The 21,888-nt window shown below is 67.7% G+C and carries 21 protein-coding genes; 10 read left to right on the top strand and 11 right to left on the bottom strand.

Annotation, left to right across the window (positions count from 1 at the left end; translation table 11 throughout):
• Window positions 1-25: 25 nt before the first annotated feature.
• From CFE50_RS07090 to CFE50_RS07050, 9 genes are all read left to right on the top strand, one after another.
• Complete coding sequence (locus CFE50_RS07090) at window positions 26-1,459, top strand: sigma-54-dependent transcriptional regulator (RefSeq protein WP_042135133.1); 1,434 nt, start codon at window positions 26-28, stop codon at window positions 1,457-1,459.
• 127 nt (window positions 1,460-1,586) lie between these two features.
• Window positions 1,587-2,597 (top strand): SIS domain-containing protein, encoded by a 1,011-nt coding sequence (locus CFE50_RS07085; protein WP_286732610.1) that lies wholly within the window; start codon window positions 1,587-1,589, stop codon window positions 2,595-2,597.
• Window positions 2,598-2,824: 227 nt separating this feature from the next.
• Window positions 2,825-3,445, top strand: a complete 621-nt coding sequence (locus CFE50_RS07080; RefSeq protein ID WP_286732239.1) for a helix-turn-helix transcriptional regulator — start codon at window positions 2,825-2,827, stop codon at window positions 3,443-3,445.
• Complete coding sequence (csgE, locus tag CFE50_RS07075; protein WP_027597323.1) at window positions 3,442-3,825, top strand: curli production assembly/transport protein CsgE; 384 nt, start codon at window positions 3,442-3,444, stop codon at window positions 3,823-3,825. The genes CFE50_RS07080 and csgE overlap by 4 nt, the downstream gene beginning before the upstream one ends.
• Complete coding sequence (locus tag CFE50_RS07070) at window positions 3,822-4,229, top strand: curli assembly protein CsgF (protein ID WP_286732238.1); 408 nt, start codon at window positions 3,822-3,824, stop codon at window positions 4,227-4,229. The genes csgE and CFE50_RS07070 overlap by 4 nt, the downstream gene beginning before the upstream one ends.
• Before the next feature lie 15 nt (window positions 4,230-4,244).
• On the top strand, window positions 4,245-5,084 hold the full coding sequence (locus tag CFE50_RS07065; protein ID WP_017641598.1) for a CsgG/HfaB family protein: 840 nt from the start codon (window positions 4,245-4,247) through the stop codon (window positions 5,082-5,084).
• Between the two features lie 108 nt (window positions 5,085-5,192).
• The gene (locus tag CFE50_RS07060; RefSeq protein ID WP_241807925.1) at window positions 5,193-5,639 is read left to right on the top strand and encodes a curli fiber surface-exposed nucleator CsgB; all 447 of its coding nucleotides are present in this window, start codon (window positions 5,193-5,195) and stop codon (window positions 5,637-5,639) included.
• A 23-nt stretch (window positions 5,640-5,662) separates the two neighbouring features.
• On the top strand, window positions 5,663-6,583 hold the full coding sequence (locus tag CFE50_RS07055; RefSeq protein ID WP_241807924.1) for a hypothetical protein: 921 nt from the start codon (window positions 5,663-5,665) through the stop codon (window positions 6,581-6,583).
• Window positions 6,580-6,912: a hypothetical protein gene (locus CFE50_RS07050; RefSeq protein WP_286732234.1), complete on the top strand. Its 333-nt coding sequence runs from the start codon at window positions 6,580-6,582 to the stop codon at window positions 6,910-6,912. The genes CFE50_RS07055 and CFE50_RS07050 overlap by 4 nt, the downstream gene beginning before the upstream one ends.
• A gap of 32 nt (window positions 6,913-6,944) precedes the next feature.
• On the opposite strand, the gene CFE50_RS07045 is transcribed toward CFE50_RS07050, so the two are convergent.
• Together CFE50_RS07045 and CFE50_RS07040 are read right to left on the bottom strand one after the other, a co-directional pair.
• Window positions 6,945-7,898, bottom strand: coding sequence for a homoserine kinase (locus tag CFE50_RS07045; RefSeq protein WP_241807922.1), 954 nt, complete (start codon window positions 7,896-7,898; stop codon window positions 6,945-6,947).
• A 62-nt stretch (window positions 7,899-7,960) separates the two neighbouring features.
• The gene (locus CFE50_RS07040) at window positions 7,961-8,251 is read right to left on the bottom strand and encodes a DUF2782 domain-containing protein (protein ID WP_027597317.1); all 291 of its coding nucleotides are present in this window, start codon (window positions 8,249-8,251) and stop codon (window positions 7,961-7,963) included.
• 254 nt (window positions 8,252-8,505) lie between these two features.
• Here CFE50_RS07040 and polA point away from each other — a divergent pair, with 254 nt between their 5' ends.
• Window positions 8,506-11,253 (top strand): DNA polymerase I, encoded by a 2,748-nt coding sequence (gene polA, locus CFE50_RS07035; protein ID WP_278387300.1) that lies wholly within the window; start codon window positions 8,506-8,508, stop codon window positions 11,251-11,253.
• Window positions 11,254-11,503: 250 nt separating this feature from the next.
• Here polA and CFE50_RS07030 read toward each other — a convergent pair whose 3' ends face one another.
• From CFE50_RS07030 to CFE50_RS06990, 9 genes are all read right to left on the bottom strand, one after another.
• Window positions 11,504-11,923 carry a type II toxin-antitoxin system VapC family toxin gene (locus CFE50_RS07030; RefSeq protein ID WP_286732229.1) on the bottom strand — a complete coding sequence of 140 codons (420 nt, stop codon included), beginning with the start codon at window positions 11,921-11,923 and terminating at the stop codon, window positions 11,504-11,506.
• On the bottom strand, window positions 11,920-12,174 hold the full coding sequence (locus tag CFE50_RS07025) for a FitA-like ribbon-helix-helix domain-containing protein (RefSeq protein WP_058789509.1): 255 nt from the start codon (window positions 12,172-12,174) through the stop codon (window positions 11,920-11,922). Before CFE50_RS07025 ends, CFE50_RS07030 begins: the two co-directional genes overlap by 4 nt.
• Window positions 12,175-12,446: 272 nt before the next feature.
• Complete coding sequence (etfB, locus tag CFE50_RS07020; protein WP_286732227.1) at window positions 12,447-13,247, bottom strand: electron transfer flavoprotein subunit beta; 801 nt, start codon at window positions 13,245-13,247, stop codon at window positions 12,447-12,449.
• Complete coding sequence (gene etfA / locus CFE50_RS07015; RefSeq protein ID WP_286732226.1) at window positions 13,237-14,472, bottom strand: electron transfer flavoprotein subunit alpha; 1,236 nt, start codon at window positions 14,470-14,472, stop codon at window positions 13,237-13,239. The genes etfB and etfA overlap by 11 nt, the downstream gene beginning before the upstream one ends.
• Window positions 14,473-14,641: 169 nt before the next feature.
• Window positions 14,642-16,633 carry a dimethylglycine demethylation protein DgcB gene (dgcB, locus tag CFE50_RS07010; RefSeq protein ID WP_286732225.1) on the bottom strand — a complete coding sequence of 664 codons (1,992 nt, stop codon included), beginning with the start codon at window positions 16,631-16,633 and terminating at the stop codon, window positions 14,642-14,644.
• Window positions 16,634-16,755: 122 nt separating this feature from the next.
• Window positions 16,756-18,816 (bottom strand): dimethylglycine demethylation protein DgcA, encoded by a 2,061-nt coding sequence (gene dgcA, locus CFE50_RS07005; protein WP_286732224.1) that lies wholly within the window; start codon window positions 18,814-18,816, stop codon window positions 16,756-16,758.
• A 105-nt stretch (window positions 18,817-18,921) separates the two neighbouring features.
• The gene (locus CFE50_RS07000) at window positions 18,922-19,452 is read right to left on the bottom strand and encodes a DUF5943 domain-containing protein (RefSeq protein ID WP_027597311.1); all 531 of its coding nucleotides are present in this window, start codon (window positions 19,450-19,452) and stop codon (window positions 18,922-18,924) included.
• 188 nt (window positions 19,453-19,640) lie between these two features.
• Window positions 19,641-20,618 (bottom strand): dipeptidase, encoded by a 978-nt coding sequence (locus CFE50_RS06995; protein ID WP_027597310.1) that lies wholly within the window; start codon window positions 20,616-20,618, stop codon window positions 19,641-19,643.
• A 131-nt stretch (window positions 20,619-20,749) separates the two neighbouring features.
• Window positions 20,750-21,736 (bottom strand): GlxA family transcriptional regulator, encoded by a 987-nt coding sequence (locus CFE50_RS06990; RefSeq protein ID WP_286732221.1) that lies wholly within the window; start codon window positions 21,734-21,736, stop codon window positions 20,750-20,752.
• Window positions 21,737-21,888: the final 152 nt, after the last annotated feature.

The raw sequence follows: 21,888 nt of genomic DNA, 5'->3' as shown, positions 1-21,888 counted from the left end.
AGCCCCTTACCTTAGGTTTTTTGCCATGAGCGCCCTGCCCCCCTTCGACCCCGCCAGCCAGATCCTGTTGATCGACGATGACGCCCACCTGCGCCTGGCCCTGAGCCAGACCCTGGACCTGGCCGGCTTCAAGGTGACCACCCTGGCCGATGCCCGCGACCTGGAAATGGCCACCGTGCGCGACTGGCCCGGCGTGGTGGTGAGCGACATCCGCATGCCCGGCATCGATGGCCTGGAGTTGCTCGCCCAGTTGCACCAGCGCGACGCCGAATTGCCGGTGGTGTTGATCACCGGCCACGGCGACGTGCCCCTGGCGGTCCAGGCCATGCGCGCCGGCGCCTATGACTTCCTGGAAAAGCCCTTCGCCAACGACGCCCTGATCGACAGCGTGCGCCGCGCCCTGGGCGCCCGCCACCTGGTGCTGGAGAACCGCAGCCTGCGCCTGGCCCTGGCCGAACGCCATGAGCTGCAGACCCGGCTGATCGGCCAGACCCCAGGCATGGCCCGGCTGCGCGACCAGATCGGCGCCCTCGCCGCGACCCAGGCGGACGTGCTGATCCATGGCGAAACCGGTGCCGGCAAGGAGGTGGTGGCCCGTGCCCTGCACGACCTGTCGAATCGCCGCGACGGCCCGTTCGTCGCCATCAACGCCGGCGCCCTCGCCGAATCCGTGGTGGAAAGCGAACTCTTCGGCCACGAACAGGGCGCCTTCACCGGGGCCCAGAAGCGCCGTATCGGCAAATTCGAATACGCCAGCGGCGGCACCCTCTTTCTCGACGAGATCGAGAGCATGAGCCTGGATGTCCAGGTCAAGCTGCTGCGCCTGCTGCAGGAGCGCAAGGTCGAGCGCCTCGGCTCCAACCAGCAGATCCCGCTGGACATCCGGGTGGTCGCCGCCACCAAGGAAGACCTGCGCCAGGCCGCCGACCAGGGCCGGTTCCGCGCCGACCTCTACTACCGGCTCAATGTCGCCACCCTGCGCATCCCCGCCCTGCGCGAGCGCAGCGAAGACATCCTGCCCCTGTTCCGCCACTTCGCCCTGGCCGCCGCCCAGCGCCACGGCACCCCGCTGCGCGAACCCGACGCCGAGCAGCGCGCCGCCCTGATCGCCCACAGCTGGCCAGGCAACGTGCGCGAATTGCAGAACGCCGCCGAGCGTTTCGCCCTGGGGCTGGAGCTGGCGCTGGACAACAGCGCCTATGCGCCCCTGGCGCCCATGACGGCGACGCCCGTGGCCGCTTCCACGGCGGCGGCACCCGCGGCGGCCGCCCTTGCCGCCGGGCTGGGCGAGCAGGTCGAGGCCTTCGAACGCGAACTCATCCAGCGCGAACTGGCCCGACCCCACGCCTCCCTGCGCAGCCTGGCCGAAGCCCTGGGCCTGCCGCGCAAGACGCTGTCCGACAAGCTGCGCAAGCACGACCTGCAGTTCACCGGTGGCGCGGCGGACGACGGGGACTGACCAAGGTCGGCTGGCCGCGCCTGGCCAGCAATGGCAGAGTGCGGGGCTCAGACGTCGTGTAACAGGCGTCGCGCAACAGACGTCGTGTAACCGGCGCTCGCCCAAGGAGACCCTCTTGACCTCGCTCATGCTCGCAGAAGCCGCCGCCAGTGGCGCGGCGGTCGCTCGCCAACTGGCGACCATCGACCAGGCCCTGGCGGCGCTGGCCGACGACCTCAGGGCGCACCCGCCGCAGCTGGCGCTGACCGTGGCGCGCGGCAGTTCGGACCATGCGGCCAGCTATTTCGCCTACCTGGCCATGGCCCAGCTGGGGCTGCCGGTGCTGTCGCTGCCGCCTTCGCTGGTGACCCTGCGCCAGGCGCCGCTGCGCGTCCCAGGCCAGCTCGCCCTGGGCTTTTCCCAGTCCGGGCGCAGTCCCGATCTGATCGAGACGCTGTCCGCCCTGGATCGCTACGGCGCCCGCACCGCCGCCCTGGTCAACGAGATCGATTCGCCCTTGGCCCTGGCCTGCCGCCATGCCATCGGCGTGCAGGCCGGACCCGAACAGAGTGTCGCCGCCACCAAGAGCTTTATCGCCACCCTGGCCGCCGCGGCCCGGCTGATCGCCCACTGGCAGCAGGACGAGACCCTGCTGGCCGCCGGCGCCGCCTTGCCGGAGGCCCTGGACCGCGCGGCCGAACTGAGCTGGGCGCCGGCGCTGCCGGTGCTGCGCGACGCCGAACGCTGCATGGTGGTGGGCCGCGGGCCGGGATTCGCCATCGCCCAGGAGGCCGCGCTCAAGCTCAAGGAGACCTCGGCGCTGCAGGGCGAGGCCTTCAGCGGCGCGGAATTGCAGCATGGCCCCTTGGCGCTGGTGGAGCGTGGTTATCCGCTGCTGATCTTTGCCCTGCGCGGCCCCGAGCAGGCCGGTCTGCTGCACCTGGCGCGGGACCTGCGCGGACGCGGCGCCCGGGTGCTGCTGGCCGCGCCGGACGAGGTGGCCGAGCGGGACCTGCCCCTCGCCGTCGCCGGCCATCCGGATCTGGACGGCCTGCTGGCGATCCAGAGCTTCTATCGCATGGCCGCCCTGCTGGCCGAGGCCCGGGGTCAGGACCCGGACCGGCCGCGCCACCTGCGCAAGGTCACCCTCACCCGCTGAGGCAATGATCCTCGGCCCAGGCGCTCCGGCATCCGGCGCGCCTGCTTTTGCGCCTCAATCCGGAGAGCTAAGTCTTTGGAGCTAGCTGCCGCCGGCTGGTCGACGGATAATCTGCCAAGCGGTCCACAGAGCCGGTAAGTCGCTGGAAATCGGTCAATTTTTTCTTGTCGCTCCCGGCGATTTGTCTCAGCGTTCGCGCAACGGATGATGAGACAGCCCATATGGACATGCGCGCGATACCTGCGAGCAAGGTCTGCCTGACGACAGGAAACGTCCTCCTGGCAGAACTGCTCAAACCCTTTCTGGAAGAACGCCACGGCATCGAGCTGAGTTGCGCCCGCGAGCTGGACGCAGCCGGCGAGGCCGGCCTGGTGCTGGTCGATCTCGGCAGCGTGCCCGAGCCGGCGCTGGAGCGCTGGCTGGAAGGCCTGACGCCAGCGGTCACGGTGGCCTTTCTCAACGCCAGCGTCGAACAGGCCCTGCCCTGGGTCGAACGCTTTCCCGCCATCCAGGGCGTGTTCGCCCCCCAGGCCAGTCGCGACCAACTGCTGCAAGGGCTGGGTGCCCTGCTGGCCGGCGAGGACTGGCTGCCCCGCGCCATCCTGGCCCACCTGCTGCGCCGCTCCCGCGAGCGCCCCAGCATCGCCGCCGACGGTCTGACCCGCCGCGAGCGGGAGATCCTCCGGCTGGTCGGTCGCGGGCTCTCCAACGCCGCCATCGGCGAGACGCTGTGCCTGAGCACCCACACGGTCAAGAGCCACATGCACAACCTGCTGCGCAAGACCGGCGCGGCCAATCGCGCCGAGGCGGCGCTGCGCTTCCATGCCGGGCAGGACCTGCAGGGATGAAGGCGGTCTGGCTGCTGTTCGGCCTGCTGCTGGCCGGACCGCTGCGGGCCGAGGGCGAGCTGATCCAGGGACTGCTGGTGGACAACACCATCTCCCGCTTCGGCCACGACTTCTATCGCCATTTCGCCGACCGCCTCACCGACACCACCGACCTGGATTTCAACCTGGTGGTGCGCGAACGGCCCTCGGCGCGCTGGGGCAGCCTGGTCTGGGTCGAGTACGAGCAGCGGCTGCTCTATCGCCAGTTCATTCCGCCCAACAACAGCGAACTCAAGGATGCCGCCTACGCCGCGGCGGATCAGGTCCACGAGGGCATCACCCGGCGCCGCCTGGAAAATCTGCTGCAGGACACTTTCGACATGGAAAAGGACGAGTTATGAACGCGCACGCCTGGAAGGCCCTGCCCCTGCTCTGCACCCTGGGCGTCGCCCCGGCCATGGCGACCGAACTGGTCTATGCGCCGGTGAATCCGTCCTTTGGCGGCAATCCGCTCAATGGCACCTACCTGCTGAACAACGCCACCGCCCAGGATCGCCACAAGGATCCCGACCTGCGCAGCAGCGCCAGCAGCCAGTCGCCCCTCGAACGCTTCACCAGCCAGCTGGAATCGCGGCTGCTGTCCCAGGTGCTGACCGACATCAAGGACGGCAACTCGGGCACCCTCTCCACCGACCAGTTCATCGTCAACATCGTCGACGATTCCGGCAACCTGACCGTGCAGATCACCGACCGCGGGACCGGGGAGATTTCGGAAATCTCCGTCAACGGCTTCAACCAACCCTGAGCACGGATGCCTGCCATGAACGCCTTTTCCCTGGCGGCGGCCCTGACCGCCGCCCTCGTCCTGACCGGCTGCGTGCGCGATCCCATGCCCGCCGAACAGAACGCCGCCCCAACGCTGACGCCGCGTGCCTCGACCTACTACGACCTGCTGGCGCTGCCGCCGCCCAAGGGCCCGCTGGTGGCCGCCGTCTATGGCTTCCGCGACCAGACCGGGCAGTACAAGCCCAATCCGGCCAGCTCCTTTTCCACCGCCGTCACCCAGGGCGCCGGCAGCATGCTGGTGGACGCCCTGCAGGCCAGCGGCTGGTTCGTGGTGCTCGAACGCGAAGGCCTGCAGAATCTGCTGACCGAGCGCAAGATCATCCGCGCCACCCAGAACAAGCCGGACCTGCCGGAAAATCTGCAGCAGGCGCTGCCCTCGCTGCAGGCGGCCAACCTGCTGCTGGAAGGCGGCGTGGTGGCCTACGACACCAACGTGCGCAGCGGCGGCGAAGGGGCGCGCTACCTGGGCATCGGCTTGTCCGAGGAGTACCGGGTGGATCAGGTGACGGTCAATCTGCGCGCCATCGACACCCGCAGCGGTCGGGTGCTGGCCAATGTCATGACCTCCAAGACCATCTATTCCATCGGCCGCCAGGCCGGGGTCTTCAAGTTCATCGAATTCAAGAAGCTGCTCGAAGCCGAGTCCGGCTACACCACCAACGAGCCGGCGCAGCTGTGCGTGCTCTCGGCCATCGAGGCGGCGGTCGCCCATCTGGTCGCCCAGGGCGTGGAGCGGCGCCTGTGGCTGGTGGCCGACGGTCGCGATCCGCGGGATCCGGCGCTGACCAAGTACCTGGAGCCGACCCGGCGCTAGGGATTAAGCCGCAGGCCCCACGGGATTCGCTCCCTGGAGCGATAGCGATGGGCCAGGCGGCTCCGGACAATGCCAGGCGGAGAATCCAAGGCAATGACGGTGACAGAGATGCGCAGCCCAACCCGCGGCCTGGCCGTGGCCCTTGCCCTGGTACTCGGCCTGGACGCCCTGGCGGCGGCCGCCGATCTGATGGAGACCGGCGATCTGGGGCAGGCGCCCGCGGCCGGGCGCGACGCCGCCATCCGCCAGCTCGGCGTAGGCAACCAGGCGCTCATCGACCAGCGTGGCACCGCCCTGCGTGCGCAGGTCGCCCAAAGCGGCGCCGCCCAGGAAGCCCGCATCCTGCAGGATGGCACGGAACTGAGCGCGGTCATCCTCCAGGGCGGCTACGGCAACGTCGCGCGCATCGAGCAGGTCGGCAGCGGCAACCAGGCCGACATCCTGCAACTCGGCGTCCAGGGCAACGCCCGCATCGAACAGCACGGCTCGGGCCTGTCCAGCCGCATCGTCCAGTACGGAAGCAACCAGAACACGGTGGTACGTCAGTACCGCTGATGGCACTCATGGAGATCAGACAGATGTTTCTACTCAGGCCCCTGGCCGCCCTGACGCTGGCCCTCGTGGCGGCCAATGCCCTCGCCCAGAACAGCACCGCCACCGTCCAGCAGGACGGCAACAGCGGCACCATCACCTTGGACCAGAGCGGCCCCGGCAACAGCGCGTCGCTCTATCAGCTGCAGGGCGAAGGCAACGCGATCAGCGTGGTCCAGACCGGCGCCAGCAGCGCCACCATCACCCAGGGCGGCGATATCTACGGCTACGCCCAGGGCAACGTGGCGAACCTGCGCCAGGAAGGCGGCAGCAACGTCCATACCCTGGCCCAGGACGGCTTCGGCAACCAGGCCAGCATCACCTCCGTGGGCAGCAACAGCGGCACCCTGGTCCAGTCAGCCTCCAGCGCCCAGCTGACCCTGGAGCAGAATGGCGACAACAACCAGGTCCGCGTCGACCAGAGCGGCGATGCCGTGACGGCCACCCTCAGTCAGAGTGGCACCGATAACCGCATCGACCTGACCCAGCAGGGCTATTCGGTCGACACCGTGGAGCTGACCCAGCGCGGCCAGGCCAACGTCGCCACGGTGCTCTCCTCCGGCAAGTTCAACGAACTGAGCTTTACCCAGGATGGCAATCGCAACGCCCTGAACGTTAACCAGGCCGGTCGCGGCAATCGCTTCAGCGGCAGCTCCACCGGCGACGACAACCTGGCCAGCGTCACCGTCCAGGGCGACAGCAACCAGACCAGCATCGTCCAGACCGGCAACAGCAACGAGGCGCGTCTCGACGTCACCAGCGCCATCAGCACGGCCAGCGTCAGCCAGGTCGGCGACAGCAACCGCGCGAGCATCCTGCAGACCTCGGCCAACTTCAACGGCTTCAACGACAGCGCGCAGATCTCGCAGAGCGGCTTCGGCAACAGCGCCACCATCAACCAGCGGTGAAACCCGTCGCCTGGCTGCTCGCGGCCCTTCTGCCCCTGGCAGGCGGCGCCGCGGCCAGCGCCCTTCTGGAGCTGCAGCCGCAACCGGCGGGCGCCCAGGTGGAGCTGTGCTTTGCCGGCGAAGACGCGCCCCTGCGCTACGAACTCATCGTCGAATTGCACGGCCCGGGGGGCGTCGCCCGCACGCGCCAGGCCGGCGAGGCCAGGGGTGACGGCTGCCCGGTGATCACGCGCCTGGGCGCGGCGCCAGGCAGCCTGATCGAGGCCAGGCTGAGTTGGCAGCGGCAGGGCCAGGCGCAACCCGCCCTCGAGCGACGCCTGCAGCTGTAGCTCGGCACAGAGGTTTCACGTGGAACCCTGGGCTACAGGGTCAGCGGCAATTCCAGCGGGGTATGCTGCCGCGCTGCCAGGCGCTGCTGGAATTCGGCCGGATCATGGATCAGCACGTCCTGACCGGCAAAGGCCTGAGCGGCGATCAGCCGTGACAGCCAGAAGCGTACGCAGGCGACCCGCAGCAGCACCGGCCACAATTCGGCTTCGCGCGGCGTGAAGTGGCGGTCGGCGGCATAGGCCGCCAGCAGCGCCCGGGCGCGTGGCAGGTCCAGCGCGCCGCTCTCGGTGGAGCACCAGTCGTTCACCGTGATGGCGAGGTCATAGAGCATCCAGCCGGAACTGGCGTTGTAGAAGTCGATGACGCCCGACAGCCGGGGGCCGTCGAACATCACGTTGTCGCGGAACAGGTCGCCGTGCAGATTGGCCTCGGGCAGCGGCGGCTGCTCGCTGAGCAGTTCGCGGATCTCCGCCAGGGTGCGCTCCAGCAACGGCTGGGCGGTCGCGTCCAGGGTCGGCGCCAGGCGCTCGCCTTCGGCCAGCATCCAGACCAGGCCACGGTCACTGGCGCGTTCGATGCGTTTTTCACCCGCAGTAGCCCGGTGCAGATGGCCCAGCAGGTGGCCGACTTCGCTGCAGTGATGGGGATTGGGCGCACGCTCGTGGCGACCGGCCAGGCGCGGTTGCAGCAGCGCCGGCTTGCCGGCCAGCTCGCGCAGGGCCTGGCCATCCTGGGTGCGCACCGCATAGGGCACCGGCAGGTCGGCGTCGTGGAGGACGTCGAGCAGTTCGATGAAGAACGGCATCTCCGCCACCGGGCCGCGCTCCACCAGGGTCAGGACGAATTCGCCGCCTTCCAGGCTAATGAAGTAGTTGGTGTTTTCCGAGCCCTCGGCGATGCCCCGGAAATCCCGCAGCCGGCCCAGGCCATAGGGCGCGAGAAAGGCTTCGAGGGTGGGACGATCGAGGGGCGTGAAGACGGACATGACGGGGCCTGGCGGAGGAATGTGCGAGCGGCGCGCAGTTTACCGGTCCAGGCGCCTTGCGCCTACCAGCTGAACAGGCGCCAGCTGGGGACGTGCAGGGTCGGTTTGTCGTTGGCGGCGGTGCTGCTGCCATCGGCGGGCACCAGTTCGTAGGGCGCGCCATGCTTGGGGATGACCCGGGTGGACTGCAGCACGCCGCGGATGCGCGTCTCCTCGATGGTCTGGTCGCCAGCCTGGTAGCGGATCACCTTGATCTCGTCAGGCAGGGGCTTTTCCCCCGGTGGCAGCGGTTCCGCGGCCTGGACCAGCGGCGCCAGCAGCAACGCGGCGAAGAGGAAGCGACGAGCACCCATGGTAACCTTTGACCTTTTGAACGGAGCGAGTGGTCGATTCTAGGCCCTGTACGAAAAGTCGTCGAGCGAAGGTCAGGCGAGGCGAAAAAGACTGAGGAAGCGGAGTTTACAAGTGGTAAATGAGCATTCCGAAGGCTTTTTCAACGAAGCATCACCGAGCGCAGACACTTTTCGTATAGCGCCTAGAACCCGGCCCAGTCGTTGTTGAGACTGGCCGGACAGACGCCGCACACGCCACGACAAAGGTTTAGACCATGAGCCACGCCCCTCTCGTCCTGGTGGACGGTTCCTCCTATCTCTATCGCGCCTTCCATGCCCTGCCGCCGCTGATGACCTCCACCGGCAAGCCGACCGGCGCGGTGAAGGGCGTGCTCAACATGCTGCTCTCGCTGCGCCGCCAGTATCCGGACAGCCTCTTCGCGGTGGTTTTCGACGCCAAGGGCCCGACCTTCCGCGACGAACTCTTCGCCGACTACAAGGCCCAGCGCCCGGCCATGCCCGACGACCTGCGCGGCCAGGTCGAGCCGCTGCACGCCTGCATCCGCGCCCTGGGCCTGCCGCTGCTGGCCGTCGAAGGGGTGGAAGCCGACGACGTCATCGGCACCCTCGCCCGCCACTGCGCCAGCGCCGAGCGTCCGGTGGTGATCTCCACCGGCGACAAGGACATGGCCCAGCTGGTCTGCCCCTATGTCACCCTGGTCAACACCATGAGCGGCAGCGTGCTGGACGTGGAAGGGGTCAGGACCAAGTTTGGCGTGGGCCCGGAGCTGATCATCGACTACCTGGCGCTGATGGGTGACAAGATCGACAACATCCCCGGGGTGCCCGGGGTGGGCGAGAAGACCGCCGCCGGCCTGCTCAATGGTATCGGCGGTGGCCTGGATACCCTCTACGCCAATCTCGACGCGGTGGCCGCCCTGCCCCTGCGCGGTGCCAAGTCGCTGGCCGCCAAGCTGGACCAGCATCGCGAGCAGGCCTATCTGTCCTATCAGCTGGCGACCATCAAGCTGGACGTGCCGCTGGACCTCACCTTCGAGGAACTCAAGGTCGGCGAGCCCCATGTGGAAGCCCTGATGGCGCTCTACCAGGAGCTGGAATTCAAGTCCTGGCTGGATGACCTGATCCGCGACACCAAGCGCCAGGGCGCGCCCCTGCCGCTGGCCGAGGATGCCGCCACCACCCAGGTGGAAACCCATTACGACACCGTGCTGGAGCAGGCCGATTTCGACGCCTGGCTGGCGCGCCTGCAAGCCGCCGACTGCTTCGCCTTCGACACCGAGACCACCAGCATCGATGCCCAGCGCGCCGAGCTGGTGGGCCTGTCCTTTGCCGTGGCGCCGGGCCAGGCCGCCTATGTGCCCCTGGCCCACAGCTACATGGGCGCGCCGACCCAGCTCGGTCTGGAGCCGGTATTGGCGGCGCTCAAGCCGCTGCTGGAAGACCCGGCCAAGCTCAAGGTCATGCAGCACGGCAAGTACGACCTCAATGTGCTGACCCGCTACGGCATCACGATCCAGGGTATCGCCTTCGACACCATGCTCGAATCCTATGTGCTGGACGCCACCGGCACCCGGCACGACATGGACAGCCTGGCGCTCAAGTACCTGGGCCACAGCACCATCCGTTTCGAGGACATCGCCGGCAAGGGCGCCAAGCAGCTGACCTTCGACCAGATCGCCATCGAACAGGCCGGGCCCTATGCCGCCGAGGATGCCGACGTCACCCTGCGCCTGCACGAGACCCTCTGGCCCAGGCTGGAAGCCGTGCCGGGCCTGGCGGCGGTGCTGCGCGACATCGAGATGCCGCTGGTGCCGGCGCTGGCGCGCATCGAGCGCAACGGCGCCCTTGTGGATTCGGCGCTGCTCGGGGTGCAGAGCCGAGAGCTAGGCGAGAAGATGATCGCCCTGGAAAAGGAGGCCTATGAACTGGCCGGCCAGGAATTCAACCTGGGCTCGCCCAAGCAGCTGGGCGAGATCCTCTTCGTCAAGCTGGGTCTGCCGGTGGTCAGCAAGACCGCTTCCGGCCAGCCCTCCACCGCCGAGGCGGTGCTGCAGGAACTGGCCGACCAGGACTTCCCGCTGCCCAAGGTGCTGATGCAGTACCGGCAGATGAGCAAGCTCAAGAGCACCTACACCGACAAGCTGCCGCAGCAGATCAATCCGCGCACCGGCCGCATCCACACCAGCTACCACCAGGCGGTGACGGCGACCGGCCGGCTGTCTTCCAGCGACCCGAATCTGCAGAACATCCCGATCCGCACCGCCGAAGGCCGGCGCATCCGCCAGGCCTTCGTCGCGCCAAAGGGCTATCGCCTGCTGGCGGCGGACTATTCGCAGATCGAATTGCGCATCATGGCCCACCTGGCCCAGGACGAAGGCCTGCTGCACGCCTTCCAGAACGACCTGGACGTGCACCGCGCCACCGCCGCCGAGGTGATGGGCGTGCCCCTGGAAGAGGTCAGCAACGAAGATCGTCGCCGCGCCAAGGCCATCAACTTCGGCCTGATCTACGGCATGAGCGCCTTCGGCCTGGCCAAGCAGATCGGCGTCGGCCGCGCCGAGGCCCAGGCCTATATCGACCGCTACTTCCAGCGCTATCCGGGCGTGCTGGCCTACATGGAGCGCACCCGTGCCCAGGTGGTGGACCAGGGCTACGTGGAGACCCTCTATGGGCGCCGGCTGTACCTGCCGGACATCCACTCCAAGAACCAGGGCCTGCGTCGCGCGGCCGAGCGGGCGGCGATCAACGCGCCCATGCAGGGCACCGCGGCGGACATCATCAAGCGCGCCATGATCGCCGTGGACGCCTGGCTGCAATCGACCCCGGAGCTGGATGCCCGGGTGATCCTGCAGGTGCACGACGAACTGGTGCTGGAGGTCCGCGAAGACCAGGTGGAACTGCTGCGCGAAGGCCTGCTACCACTCATGAGCGGCGCCGGCGAGCTGGACGTGCCGCTGCTGGTGGAGTCGGGGGTGGGCGGTAACTGGGACGAGGCGCACTGACGGGCGTCGGAGGTTGGGATCGTTGGGCTTCGCAGGCTCAGCCCAACCTACGGTTCCTGCATGTCGTGGTAGCGCCGTAGCGTGGAAAACGGCGCAGCCTTTTCCACTTGAGGCTTAGGTGCGAGGGCCTCCCTCACCCTAGCCCTCTCCCTGAGGGAGAGGGGATGGTTTGGAGCGTGGCTTCGGCTCCGTGGCGTGGAAAAGGCTACGCCGTTTTCCACTCGACCAGCAGGCGCCTGAGTCTGGACGCTTAGGGCGTGTTCCAAGGATTGACGATGCTGAGCCCCGCGGCGAGGTAAGGCGCCTCGTCTCGAGTGGCGATCTTGAATTTGCTGACCGCTGCAATCGCGCCTATGTAGGAATCAGGCAGGGGAAAGCCAAGACCACGCTGGCGAGCCTGTGCGGCCAATTCGGCATAACGGCAGGCAGCAGCCAGATCGAAACTCAGAATCCGGCCCTCATAGAGCTGGATCAAGGCGTCTACCCCTTGCTGCAATAGGTCGCGACGACGGCTATTGGGCAGGCAGGCGATACCATATTGCAATTCGGCAATGGTGATCGTCGACAGATAGAGCGTTGCTGGCGCTTGGCGATCCAACCAAGCGATGACTTGGGTCGAGGGGATTGGCTTCATCGTCTCGGAGACGACGTTGGTATCGAGCAGAATCATTCGAATGACATCGGCTCATGGGCGCGCCGATCACGCGTACCCTCGAGGAAAGCCTGCTCTTCGTCAGTGATCCCGGATTGGCGCCAGATAGCGGCCATGGCCTCTCCCATCGGCGTCTCGGTCGGCAAGATCAAGGCTTGGCTAAGGATGAGTCTGACCTCGGCCTCCATGCTCCGCCCGTTGCGAGCTGCTTGGGCGCGAAGCGCGCGATCGACTTCTTCTGGTAGTCCACGGATAGTCAATTGAGCCATTGCATGCACTCCATGATTTTGCCTGCATAGCATCCATACTAATTCGCCATCTGGCCAGGGGACAAGGCTCCTAGCGACGTAGCCTGGACACAGGATGCAGACGTTTTACTGTGGAATACGGTGCCAAGGGCGCCCTCTCCAGAGGGAGAGGGGGTGGTGTGGAGCGCGGCTTCGGCTCCGCATCCCCGTAGCGTGGAAAACGGCGCAGCCTTTTCCACCCGAGACTCAGGTGCCAAGGGTGCCCTCACCCGGAGGGAGAGGGCGTTACAGCCTCAACGCACCACGCCTTCCTCGCGCAATACCTTGAAGATGGCGGCCGCTGAGGCTTCCGGGGTCAGGTCCTTGAGGACCTGGCCGCCATCGCCGGAGGCCTTGGCCGTGGCGGCCTTGAAGCGGTCGGCGGCGGTCTTGGCCTTGATCACCTTGAGGCGCTTGGGGCGGGCCTTGGCGGGCTGCAATTCGCCGCTGTCGAACAGGCTGTCCTGCACGATCTCGGTGGTCTCCACCTGCAGCTCGCCCCGCCGGGCCGGGCCGAAGGCGCTTTGCCGCGGCGCCGGGGCGGCGCTGTCGACGCTGGCGACGAAGGGCAAGCGCACCCGCAGGCGACGGCGCTGACCACGCGGCAGGGCCTGGAGCACCGTGGCCTGACCACCTTCAACGGACTCCACCGCGGCGAGGCCGACCACCAGCGGCCAGCCGAGGGTCTCGGCCAGCAGATAGGGCAAGAGGCCCGAGCCCTCGCCGGTTTCCGCCTGGCTGCCGGTCAGCACCAGGCCGGCACCGACCTCGCGCAGGGTATCGCCCAGGGCCGGCAGCGCATCGGCGCCGGGCGGTTGTTCCAGTACGTGCAGAGCCGGCACGCCCATGCCCAGATAACCGCGCAGGGCCTCTTCGGCGGGATCACCGGCGTGCAGCACGCGCAGCTTGTCGCCCACCAGGCGCAGGCCGAGTTCCACCGCGCGGGCATCCTGTTCCGCCCGCCGGGCCCGCCCGGAGGTGGGATGGGCGCCAACGGAGACCAGGGCCACGACCTTGACGCCGTCCAGCGACGGCAGCTTCTGCTCAGGCGACATCCTGCAACCCCCCTGCCCGCTGTTGTTCGACCAGCCGCGCCAGGGCGGCCAGGATGGCGTCACCGTTGCCGATCACCGAAAGATCCGCGCGCTTGACCATGTCGCAACCCGGATTGGTGTTGATGGCGATGACCTTGTCGCAACTGGCGATGCCCTGCAGGTGCTGCACGGCGCCGGAGATGCCCACGGCCAGATAGACCCGGGCGGTGACCCAGGTCCCGGTAGCGCCGACCTGACGGTTACGCGGCATATGGCCGTCGTCCACCGCCACCCGCGAAGCGCCTTCGGTAGCACCGAGGATGGCCGCGGTGCTGTGGAACAGGTTCCAGTCGCTGATGCCGTTGCCGCCGGAGAGGATGAATTCGGCCTCGCCCAGGGGAATCTGCATGGGATCCACGGCGACCGGGCCGAGGTCCTCGATGCGGGGCAGGTGGCGGGCGATGTTGCCGTCGAGGGTAACCGGCAGGACCTCGTGACGGGTCTCGCCGACCGGCTCCGCGCATTCCGGCAGGGCCAGCACCAGGCGCGGCAGCGGCTGCTGCAGATCCTGGCGACCGGCACCGGCGCGGCCGGTGGCCAGACCGTCCTTGACCTGCCAGACCCGGGTGGCGGGACGCTCGTGCAGGGCCGCGCCCAGGCGCCGACCCAGTTCGCCGCCACCGCTGCGGCTGTCGGGCAGCAGCCAGTGGCGCGGCTGCAGTTCATTGTCCACCGCGCGCAGCGCCAGCACCCGCTGCTCGGGAGCATAGCCCTGGAATTGCTCGCCGTCCAGATGCAGCAGGCGATCCACCCCGGCGGTATCGAAGGCGGTTTCCTTGACCTCGCCGAAGACCACCGCCAGCACGGCGCCCTCGGCACCGGCCAGTTGCCGGGCCAGGCCCAGCAGGTCACGGTCGTGGGCGGTCAGGCGACCGCTGACCAGGTCCGGGACCACGGCGATGTGGAAGGCCGGTTCGGCGATGCGGTGCAGCGGCAGCTGTTCTTCCACCGCCTGGGCGGCGCCACGGCGGCCGCCGCCCTGTTGGGCGCCGCTGCGATCGATCCGCTTGACGCCCTGGGGGCCGACGAAACCGGCCGCCGCGGCATGGGGATTCTTGCGGACCAGGCCATTGGGGCCCATCCAGCGGACTTCGGCCTCGGCGCTGCTGGCGATACTGGCGTGCAGCGGATGCAGACGGTTGCGCGCGATCCACTCGCGGCGCGGATCGCGACGGATGATGCTCATGCTGGGCGCTCCGTTTGGAAATGGCAGGTGAGGTGCGCGGTGGGCCCCTCACCCCAGCCCTCTCCCCTGAGGGGAGAGGGGGTAAAAGCGGTGAACACCGGGACGTGTCTGGCACACCTGGCCATCCCCTCTCCCCTCGGGGAGAAGGTTAGGGGGTCAAGACCCCCACTCACGACAGCGCCTCCGCCACCGGGCGGCGTGCCGCGGCTGGCTTGCTTTCGGCAGGCGCCTCGACGATGGCCTCGGCCACCAGTTCGGCGATGTCCTTAATCTCCGGACGGGGGGCGACCACGCCTTCCAGCATCAGGGTGCACTGGGGGCAACCCACGGCCACCAGCTCGGCGCCGGTTTCCTTGATGTCGGCCATGCGCATGTCGGGAATCCGCTGCTTGCCGGGGATGTCGGTGATGGGGGCGCCACCGCCACCGCCGCAGCAGCGCGAACGGAAGCCGGAACGCTCCATCTCCTTGACCGCGATGCCCAGCGCCTTGAGCACCGCGCGCGGCGCCTCGTATTCGCCGTTGTAGCGGCCCAGGTAGCAGGGATCGTGATAGGTGATGGTAGCGCCCTGCTCGGCCAGGGCGTGCTGCCCGAGGTGCAGGGTGCCGCGGCTGAGCAGGGTCTCGATGAAGGTGCTGTGGTGCTGCACCTGGTAGTGACCGCCCAGGGCGCCGTACTCGTTCTTGAGCACGTGGAAGCTGTGCGGATCGCAGGAGACGATGGTCTGGAAGCGATACTGGCCCAGGATCTCGATGTTGCGCCTGGCCAGTTGCTGGAAGGTCGCCTCGTCGCCCAGCCGACGGGCCACGTCGCCGCTGTCGCGCTCTTCCAGGCCGAGCACGGCGAAGTCCACCTTGGCTGCCTTGAGCACCTTGACGAAGGCGCGCAGGGTGCGCTGGTTGCGCATGTCGAAGGCGCCGTCGCCGACCCAGAACAGCACCTCGGCCTGGCCCTTGTCCTTCATCAGCGGCAGGTCCAGGTCGGCGGCCCAGTTCAGGCGGCCACCGGGGGCGAAACCGCCGGGATTGTCGGTAGCGATGAGATTTTCCAGCACCTCGGCGCCCTTGTTCGGCGTCTCGCCGCGTTCCAGGGTCAGGTGCCGGCGCATGTCGACGATGGCATCGACGTGCTCGATCATCATTGGGCACTCCTCGACGCAGGCGCGGCAGGTGGTGCAGGACCAGAGGGTCTCGGCATCCACCAGGGCCTTGCCCTGGCGCGCCACGATGGGCAGGTGCGGACCGCCGGCGTGCTCGCCGACCGGCTTGCCGGGATAGGGCGAGCCGAAGTAGCGGGCATCGCTGCCGTCCTTGAGGCCAACCACCATGTCCTGGATCAGCTTCTTGGGATTGAGCGGCTGGCCGGCGGCGAAGGCGGGGCACATGGCCTCACAGCGACCGCACTGGACGCAGGCGTCGAAGCCGAGCAGCTGGTTCCAGGTGAAGTCAGCAGGTTTTTCCACGCCCAGCGGCGCCTTGGGATCGTGCAGGTCCAGCGCCTTGAGGCCGCTGGAACGGGCGGCGCTGGCGTTGTGCGGGGTGCTGAAGCGCTCGGCGCGACGGTGCCAGGCCAGATGCAGGGCACCGGCGAAGGCGTGCTTGATGGGGCCGCCCCAGGTCATGCCGAGGAACAGCTCGGACACGCCCCAGGCCACGCCCACCGCCAGCACCGCGGCCAGCAGCCAGCCGCCGAAGTCCGGCGGCAGGATGCCGGCGACCGGCAGGGTGGCGATGAAGAAGCTCGCGGCAAAGGCCAGCAGGCTCTTGGGCAGGCGCATCCAGGGACCCTTGGACAGCCGCGCCGGCGGATTGCGGCGGCGCTTGGCGACGAACAGGGCGCCGGTGAACATGCAGGCGGTGGCCGCCAGCAGCGCCCAGCCGAGGATGCGGCTGTGCAGGCCGAAGCCATGGACCAGGATGGCCAGCAGCGCCGCCAGGACGAAACCGCCGGCGGTGGCCACGTGGGTCTTGGAGATGTATTTGTCGCGATCGACCACGTGGTGCAGATCCACCAGGTAGCGCCGCGGCATCTTCAGCAGCCCGCCCAGCCAGTCGACCTCGGCCGGACGCCCCTGTCGCCAGAGGCTGAAGCGGCGCACGGCACCGATCACGGTGAGGGCCAGGGCGGCAAAGAGCAGGATGGGGAGGATGGTGTTCAACATCGATCTATCCTCACAGGGCGGGCCCCGCAGGCGCGGCCGCAAGAGGTGGGCTGATCGCGGCCATGGGCCGCTCCTACGGGTTCAGGCATTACTGTAGGAGCGGCCCATGGCCGCGATAGTCTTCAGAAGTCCTTGCACAGGCGCAGGGCGTCGTAGATGGCGGCGTGGGTGTTGCGCTGGGCCACGCAGTCGCCGATGCGGTAGAGCAGGTAACCGTTGCCGGTCTCGCTCAGCGCCGGCTGCGGCTCGATGGCGAACAGCGCCTCGATGTCCATCTGGCCCTTGTTGCGCGAGTCTTCCTTGAGGGCGTAGTAGAGCCCCTCGTCCGGGCGCACGCCGTTCTCGATGACGATCTGGTCGACCACGCGCTCTTCGCGGGCGCCGGTGTATTCGTTCTCCAGCACCGCGACCTTCTTGTCGCCCTCGGCGTAGACCTTTTCCAGCATCAGGTCGCCGGTCATGATCACTTCCTTGGGGTAGAGGCTGCGATAGTAGGTCGGGAAGGTGGTGCCGCCGATGGCCACGCCCGGCTTGATGTCGTCGGTGACGATCTCGACCTGGGCGCCCTTGTCGGCCAGGTAGTCGGCCACCGACATGCCGGTGAATTCGCAGATGGTGTCGTACACCAGCACGTTCTTGCCCGGTTCGACCTTGCCCGAGAGGATGTCCCAGCTGCTGACGACCAGGCCGTCGGCGGCGTGCCAGTGATCGACCTGCTCCAGGAAGGGATGGCCGCCGTTGGCGAGGATGACGATGTCCGGGCGCAGGTCGAGGATGGTCGCCGGATCGGCGGCGGTGCCCAGGCGCAGGTCGATGCCCAGGCGCGCCAGCTCCAGCTGGTACCAGCGGGTGATGCCGGCGATCTGGTCGCGCTGCGGGGCGCGGGAGGCCAGGGTGATCTGGCCGCCGAGTTGCTCCTGCTTCTCGAACAGGGTGACGTCATGGCCGCGCTCGGCCGAGACGCGCGCGGCCTCCATGCCGGCCGGGCCGCCGCCGACGATGACCACCTTGCGCTTGGGCCCGGTGGACTTCTCGATGATGTGCGGCAGGCCCATGTATTCGCGGCTGGTGGCGGCGTTCTGGATGCACAGCACGTCGAGGCCGTTGTACTGGCGGTCGATGCAGTAGTTGGCGCCGACGCACTGACGGATCTGGTCGATCTGGCCCATCTTGATCTTGGTGATCAGGTGCGGATCGGCGATATGGGCGCGGGTCATGCCGACCATGTCGACGTAGCCGCCCTCCAGGATACGGGTGGCCTGATTCGGGTCCTTGATGTTCTGGGCGTGCAGCACCGGCACGTTGACCACTTCCTTGATGCCCGCGGCCAGGTGCAGGAAGGGCTCCGGCGGATAGGTCATGTTCGGGATGACGTTGGCCAGGGTGTTGTGGGTGTCGCACCCCGAGCCGACCACGCCGATGAAGTCGAGCATGCCGGTGTCGCTGTAGTACTTGGCGATCTGCTTCATGTCGTCGTGGGACAGACCGTCCGGGTGGAATTCGTCACCGGTGATGCGCATGCCGACGCAGAAGTCGTCACCGACCTCGGCGCGCACGGCCTTGAGCACCTCCATGCCGAATCTCATGCGGTTCTCGAAGCTGCCACCCCATTCGTCGGTGCGCTTGTTGACCCGTGGCGACCAGAACTGGTCGATCATGTGCTGGTGCACGGCGGACAGCTCGACGCCGTCCAGGCCGCCGGCCTTGGCCCGGCGGGCGGCCTGGGCGAAGTTGCCGATCACCCGCCAGATCTCTTCCGGCTCGATGGTCTTGCAGGTGGCGCGGTGCACGGGCTCGCGGATGCCCGACGGCGACATCAGGGTCGGCCAGTGGCCGCCGTCCCAGCGCGAACGGCGCCCCATGTGGGTGATCTGGATCATGATCTTGGCGCCGTGCTTGTGCATGGCGTCGGCCAGATTCTGGAAGTGCGGGATGATGCGATCGGTGGAGAGGTTGACCGAACTCCACCAGTGCTGCGGGCTGTCGATGGCGACCACCGAGGAACCCCCGCAGATGGCCAGGCCGATGCCGCCCTTGGCCTTCTCTTCGTAATACTTGACGTAGCGCTCGGTGGTCATGCCGCCGTCGGTGGCATAGACCTCGGCGTGGGCCGTGGAGAGTACGCGGTTGCGGATGGTGAGCTTGCCGATCTGGATCGGCTGGAACATTGCTTCGAAGGCCATGACCTTCTCCTCGATCGGCTGGTGCGCGGTCTTGAGCCGCGCTCTTGCTCTGGGGTGTCGCTGGGGTGGCGGCGAGCGGGTCGGCGGCCACCCGGGGGCGTGGCGTTACTTCGGCCGGGTGACGAAGAGGCCGTCGTCATGGCCTTCCTCGGAACCGCTGTATTCCTGGACGGTGACGGTGCGGATGGCACTGCCCTTGGCGGCCAGGATCTGGTCGATGGCGCCGGAGAACCAGCCGGTGAACATGTAGTCGACCTTGCGATTGACCTTGCCGTAGACGTAGACGAAGGCGGAGTGCTTGAGCTTGACCTCGGCATGGCCGGTGTCCAGGTCGAGCTTCTGGGTCTCGAACAGGCCCCAGCCGCGCTGCGACAGGCGCTTCATGTAGTGCTCGAACACCGCGGCGCCGTGGATGCCATGGCACTCGGCTTCCTTCTCGCACCAGTGCCAGGCAGACTTGTAGCCGGCCTTGTAGAGGATCTCGGCGTACTTGTCGGCGCCCAGGACTTCTTCGATGCCCATATGGTTGTTGACGAAAAAGTGCCGGGGTACGTACAGCATCGGCAGGGCGTCGGTGGTCCAGACGCCGGTTTCGTCGTCGACCTGGATGGGCATTTCGGGGGCGTGGCTGGCCATGTGTGGAGCTCCGATTCGCTAATACGTATCTAAAAAAAGGTGTGGGTGAATGCCTGTGGAGCCGTAGCGAGCGCGCCGCTGGCAAGGAGTCCCGCAGCGCCAGGTGAGAGCAGTACCGAGGTACGGCGAACCTGGCGCGAGGACGCGACGCCGCTAGCGGTGTGCGCAGTAGGCTCCAGAGGTATTCACTACTCGCCCCAGACTTCGCCGAGGATGCGCATCCAGTTCTCGCCCATGACCTTGCGCACGGTGCGCTCGGGCATGCCGCGCTTGAGCAGGGTCTCGGTCAGGTTGGGGAATTCGCCCACGGTGCGGATGCCCAGCGGGTTGACGATCTTGCCGAAGTTGGTCAAACGACGGGCGTAGCCCTTGTCGTGGGTCAGCCACTCGAAGAAGTCATGGCCATGGCCCTGGGTGAAGTCGGTACCGATGCCTATGGAGTCTTCGCCCACCAGGTTCATCACGTACTCGATGGCCTCGGCGTAGTCATCGATGGTCGAATCGATGCCCTTGGCCAGGAAGGGGGCGAACATGGTCACGCCGACGAAGCCGCCGTGGTCGGCGATGAACTTGAGTTCCGCGTCCGACTTGTTGCGTGGATGCTCCTTCAGGCCGGACGGCAGGCAGTGGGAGTAGCAGACCGGCTTCTTGGATTCGAGGATGACTTCCTCGCTGGTCTTGGAGCCGACGTGGGAGAGGTCGCACATGATGCCGACGCGGTTCATCTCGGCGACGATCTCGCGACCGAAGCCGGACAGGCCGCCGTCACGCTCGTAGCAGCCGGTGCCCACCAGGTTCTGGGTGTTGTAGCACATCTGCACGATGCCCACGCCGAGCTGCTTGAAGATCTCGACGTAGCCGATCTGGTCTTCGAAGGCGTGGGCGTTCTGGAAGCCGAACAGGATGCCGGTCTTGCCCTGGGCCTTGGCCTGGCGGATCTCGGCGGTGGTGCGCACCTGGACCACCAGGTCGCTGCACTCGCGGATCAGCTTCTGGCTCGCGGCGATGTTGTTGACCGTGGCCTGGAAGCCCTCCCATACCGAGACGGTGCAGTTGGCGGCGGTCAGGCCACCCTTGCGCATGTCTTCGAAGAGTTCGCGGTTCCACTTGGCGATGATCAGCCCGTCGATGACGATGCTGTCGGCGTGGAGTTCGGTGGCATTCATGACGGGCTCCGGCGTTGGTCTCGCGCCGGAACGGGTGCCGGCGATTCGAGGCCAGCATAGCCCCGGGGTCCTGGCCGACCGGATGCAAAAACGACAGGGGTATCACCAGAAGCGTCAGTGAGCGGGTCGGCCTACCCCGGCGGCAGGCCGGCAGCCGCCGCCGCAAGCTCCGGCGCCGACGACCGGTGCGGCCGGTCTTCCCGCGGACTCAGGCCGAAGCGCTGGCGGTAGCAGCGGGAGAAATAGGACGCGGACTCGAAGCCGCAGGCCAGGGCGACGTCCAGCACGCTGGCCTCGCCCTGCTGCAGCAGCTGCCGGGCCCGGTCCAGGCGCAACTGCAGATAGAAGGTGGAGGGGGTCGTCTGCAGGTGGAGGCGGAACAGCCGCTCCAGCTGGCGGCGGGTCACCTGGATGCCGGCGGCCAGTTCCAGGGTGCCCAGGGGCGTCTCGGTATGGCGCTCCATGCGCTCCACCACGCGGATCAGCTTGCGGTTGGCGATGCCGTAGCGCTGCGCCACCTGCAGCCGCTGGTGCTCGCGCGGCGGGCGGATACGCCCGAGCACGAATTGCTCGGAGACCTGCACCGCCAGTTCGCTGCCGTGGCTGCGGCCGATCAGCTCCAGCAGCAGGTCGAGGCTGGCCGTGCCGCCTGCGCAGGTGATGCGGCCGCGGTCGATCTCGAACAGCTCGCCGGTCACCTCGAGCTGCGGCCAGGCTTCGCGAAAGGCCGCCACCGCCTCCCAGTGCAGGGTGATCCTATGGCCTTCCAGTAGCCCGGCGCGCGCCAGCACCAGGGCGCCGGTGTCGATGCCGCCCAGGGGATGGCCGTGGCGGGCGACCTGGCGCAGCCAGCTGGCGAGGCCGTCATCGTAATGGGCCAGAGGCTCGAAACCGGCCACCACGAACAGGGTGGTGCCCGCTTCCAGGGCATCGAGGCCACTGTCGACATTGACCGACATGCCGTTGCTGGCGGTCACCGCCGCGCCCTCGCGACCGAGGATGCGCCAGCGGTAGCTGCCCGGACGAAAGCGGTTGGCCACCCGCAGGGGTTCCAGGGTGGCGATGAAGCCCAGGGCGGAAAAGCCGGGCAGCAGGAGAAAGGCAAAGGACTGCGGCATGGGTGGGGCGTCCTCGGTAACGGTTGGCTTGGGCAAGCAAGAAGGTCGCCAGGGTGCAAATTCCGGTCGTCGGGCTGCACATGGCGGCGGGGCGAGACGCCTAGGGTAGAAGGCAACCGGCAGTCATCCCCGCCCGCCGCCCCAGGGAGTTC

The sequence above is a fragment of the Pseudomonas sp. PGPPP4 genome, assembly GCF_002256045.1.
Classification (GTDB): Bacteria; Pseudomonadota; Gammaproteobacteria; order Pseudomonadales; family Pseudomonadaceae; genus Chryseomonas; species Chryseomonas oryzihabitans.
This window is presented reverse-complemented; position numbering and strand designations above follow the sequence as displayed.

What these genes read in the sequence shown, in the direction of transcription:
- CFE50_RS07065 (WP_017641598.1), top strand. Translation starts at nt 4,245, where the DNA reads ATGAACGCCTTTTCCCTGGCGGCGGCCCTGACCGCCGCCCTCGTCCTG.
- etfB (WP_286732227.1), bottom strand. Translation starts at nt 13,247, where the DNA reads ATGTCGCCTGAGCAGAAGCTGCCGTCGCTGGACGGCGTCAAGGTCGTG.
- CFE50_RS07030 (WP_286732229.1), bottom strand. Translation starts at nt 11,923, where the DNA reads ATGATTCTGCTCGATACCAACGTCGTCTCCGAGACGATGAAGCCAATC.
- dgcB (WP_286732225.1), bottom strand. Translation starts at nt 16,633, where the DNA reads ATGTTGAACACCATCCTCCCCATCCTGCTCTTTGCCGCCCTGGCCCTC.
- etfA (WP_286732226.1), bottom strand. Translation starts at nt 14,472, where the DNA reads ATGAGCATCATCCGTCGCGATCCGCGCCGCGAGTGGATCGCGCGCAAC.
- CFE50_RS07040 (WP_027597317.1), bottom strand. Translation starts at nt 8,251, where the DNA reads ATGGGTGCTCGTCGCTTCCTCTTCGCCGCGTTGCTGCTGGCGCCGCTG.
- dgcA (WP_286732224.1), bottom strand. Translation starts at nt 18,816, where the DNA reads ATGGCCTTCGAAGCAATGTTCCAGCCGATCCAGATCGGCAAGCTCACC.
- CFE50_RS06995 (WP_027597310.1), bottom strand. Translation starts at nt 20,618, where the DNA reads ATGAATGCCACCGAACTCCACGCCGACAGCATCGTCATCGACGGGCTG.
- polA (WP_278387300.1), top strand. Translation starts at nt 8,506, where the DNA reads ATGAGCCACGCCCCTCTCGTCCTGGTGGACGGTTCCTCCTATCTCTAT.
- CFE50_RS07070 (WP_286732238.1), top strand. Translation starts at nt 3,822, where the DNA reads ATGAACGCGCACGCCTGGAAGGCCCTGCCCCTGCTCTGCACCCTGGGC.
- CFE50_RS07000 (WP_027597311.1), bottom strand. Translation starts at nt 19,452, where the DNA reads ATGGCCAGCCACGCCCCCGAAATGCCCATCCAGGTCGACGACGAAACC.
- CFE50_RS07060 (WP_241807925.1), top strand. Translation starts at nt 5,193, where the DNA reads ATGCGCAGCCCAACCCGCGGCCTGGCCGTGGCCCTTGCCCTGGTACTC.
- CFE50_RS07080 (WP_286732239.1), top strand. Translation starts at nt 2,825, where the DNA reads ATGCGCGCGATACCTGCGAGCAAGGTCTGCCTGACGACAGGAAACGTC.
- csgE (WP_027597323.1), top strand. Translation starts at nt 3,442, where the DNA reads ATGAAGGCGGTCTGGCTGCTGTTCGGCCTGCTGCTGGCCGGACCGCTG.
- CFE50_RS07055 (WP_241807924.1), top strand. Translation starts at nt 5,663, where the DNA reads ATGTTTCTACTCAGGCCCCTGGCCGCCCTGACGCTGGCCCTCGTGGCG.
- CFE50_RS07025 (WP_058789509.1), bottom strand. Translation starts at nt 12,174, where the DNA reads ATGGCTCAATTGACTATCCGTGGACTACCAGAAGAAGTCGATCGCGCG.
- CFE50_RS07085 (WP_286732610.1), top strand. Translation starts at nt 1,587, where the DNA reads ATGCTCGCAGAAGCCGCCGCCAGTGGCGCGGCGGTCGCTCGCCAACTG.
- CFE50_RS06990 (WP_286732221.1), bottom strand. Translation starts at nt 21,736, where the DNA reads ATGCCGCAGTCCTTTGCCTTTCTCCTGCTGCCCGGCTTTTCCGCCCTG.
- CFE50_RS07090 (WP_042135133.1), top strand. Translation starts at nt 26, where the DNA reads ATGAGCGCCCTGCCCCCCTTCGACCCCGCCAGCCAGATCCTGTTGATC.
- CFE50_RS07045 (WP_241807922.1), bottom strand. Translation starts at nt 7,898, where the DNA reads ATGTCCGTCTTCACGCCCCTCGATCGTCCCACCCTCGAAGCCTTTCTC.